This window comes from Haladaptatus ordinarius (genome assembly GCF_054177595.1).
In genome coordinates this window covers 1-2,022 of the sequence record NZ_JBPEHH010000239.1, presented here as the reverse complement: position 1 = coordinate 2,022, position 2,022 = coordinate 1, and the positions used below count along the sequence as shown (strand labels likewise).

Annotated in this window: 2 protein-coding genes; both read right to left on the bottom strand. The window is 56.0% G+C overall.

What is annotated here, in order from left to right:
- Positions 1-224: 224 nt before the first annotated feature.
- The gene (locus tag ACR3FF_RS26860; protein ID WP_458191125.1) at positions 225-1,367 is read right to left on the bottom strand and encodes a DUF1214 domain-containing protein; all 1,143 of its coding nucleotides are present in this window, start codon (positions 1,365-1,367) and stop codon (positions 225-227) included.
- Positions 1,368-1,629: 262 nt separating this feature from the next.
- Positions 1,630-1,950: a DUF1214 domain-containing protein gene (locus tag ACR3FF_RS26855; RefSeq protein WP_458191124.1), complete on the bottom strand. Its 321-nt coding sequence runs from the start codon at positions 1,948-1,950 to the stop codon at positions 1,630-1,632.
- Between the last annotated feature and the right edge of the window lie 72 nt (positions 1,951-2,022).

Sequence of the window (2,022 nt, the reverse complement as noted above, 5' to 3'; positions counted from 1 at the left end):
CGCGCTAGCCGTCTGAGCGATGCCATATCGCCAGACGGCGTCCATTTCCCGGTTAATCTGACGGAAGATAACCGTGAGAGCGTCTGAGACTGTCGTCATTCTGCGGCAAAACAAGGCATAATGAGTTCAGCACGACCATCGGTACGAGGTCAAAGCAAGCCGACGGTCGACATCACGCCGACGCAGTCGTCAACGGCTATCACGGAAGAAATCCCCCCCGCTCGTCACTCGACCGGCTGAGCCTCGGGGAACTGATAGCTCCCGTTGATGATCGGCTCGCGTGTTCCGTAGAGTCGGACGAGATAGCGCCAGTCCTTCGGGGTGTAGAGGAAATTCTTCTGATCGGGATCGCCACCGAAGTGGATGGTGGCACTCCCGTCAGCGTTCCGCTCGGCCATTACGTTATTCACAATATAGGCATCGTACTTGTTCTTCACGAAGGACAGGTCACGGTTGTAGACGCTGACCGACCAGAACCCGTCAACGGGGACGTTCTTGACGGTGAGTTCGTATGGCGTTTCGCCGTCATTCAGGGCGGGAGCTCGTTGGAGGATTAGTGCTCCCGACGGTTCCGGGACGCCAGTCCACCCCGACGCAGTGGAGACAAAAAATTTCACAGGATCGACCTGGCCGACGTCACCAAACGCCCCCGACCAGTTGTCTATCGTGTAATAGAGCGTTCTGAACGCGTCCTCAAGTTGGTCGTATGATTGCCGATCCCAGTTGGGAATCTCGAACGACCCAGCCGATGATTGTTCCACGCTAATCTTGTCCTGGAGTTTTCGGACTTGGTTCACATCGTCCGGGTCGTTAGCGTCGACAAATGTACGGAAATTGACGCCGGCATATCGCGTGCCGATCTGATCCTTCGTCAACGTGTACGTGCCTGGTTCGGTGACACTCAGCTTCACATGTTGGTCCTCATTCTGGACAAGCATCGACTGGTAGCGGTCACCGGTGGCTGGTTTCGTGATGGTGACTGGCTCGGTAAGATCGAACACCCCGAGTGAGTAGAGCGTGTCACGATTCTCCCCGATGCCCAACTCATTCTGTGCACCGATGGGAGCAAGACTTCTGACGTGATAGAGCTGTCCGAATCCACCCTTGTTAATGGCTAACTGGAATGAAACATGACAGTTGGCGCGCGGGTAGTTCGCCCATGTCACTGGGACTGTACCACTATTGTCCGTCGTCTGTTGCTCGGCTTGGTTGGTGGTCTGGCTCGACGTGTCTTGGCGGGCGCTGACGCCACCGACACCCATCGCGAGTAACCCGGCGAGGCCTGCCCCGCGAAGTGCGGTTCGACGTGTTGCTTGCAGCGGTTCGAATTCCGTTTCAGTCGTTTTGTTGTGCGTGTCTTTGTCCATGGTTCATGTCTCGGTCGCTCAAGCGTTTCCCAACAGCACTGCCCCACCTGACTCTCACTCTCATTCGACACGACCGTATAAAGAGATGATGGTCGAATAGCATAAAATGCCGACAGAATTGCAGTGAGAACTGTTGAGAAAGCTGCCGTGCTGCAGACAGAGGGTGAGTTCAGTACCCCTATCGATACGAGACGGCAGACGAGTCGGCAGTCGACATTGCGATGACGCAGGCGCCAGCACGCCTGCTATCTCTACGCTTGCCTCACGTAACTGGCCGAGCCTCGGGGAACTGGTAACTCCCGTTGATGATTGGCGTGCGGGGTTGATAGAGCCGGACGATATAGTGCCATCCTTCTGGCGTGTAGATGAAGTTCGGCTGGTCGGGGTCCCCACCGAAATGAATCGTCACGCTGCCACCATCGGCTCGCTCTGCGGTCACATTGTTGACCGAATAGGCGTCGTACTTGTTCTCCTCGAGGTAAAGGTCACGGTTATAGACGGTGACCGACCAGAACCCGTCGACTGGGACGTCCTTAACAGTCGGTACTTCCCGAGCGTCGCTTCGTGAGCTGTGCTGAGTCACGGATGACCAGAGTGAACGCTGGTGTAGTAGCTGAGTGAAGGAGAACTAGAGTCCACAGATGGAGAGAACCGA

Excerpts from the sequence above, each read along its gene's own strand:
- ACR3FF_RS26860 (WP_458191125.1), bottom strand. The coding sequence starts at position 1,367 with ATGGACAAAGACACGCACAACAAAACGACTGAAACGGAATTCGAACCG.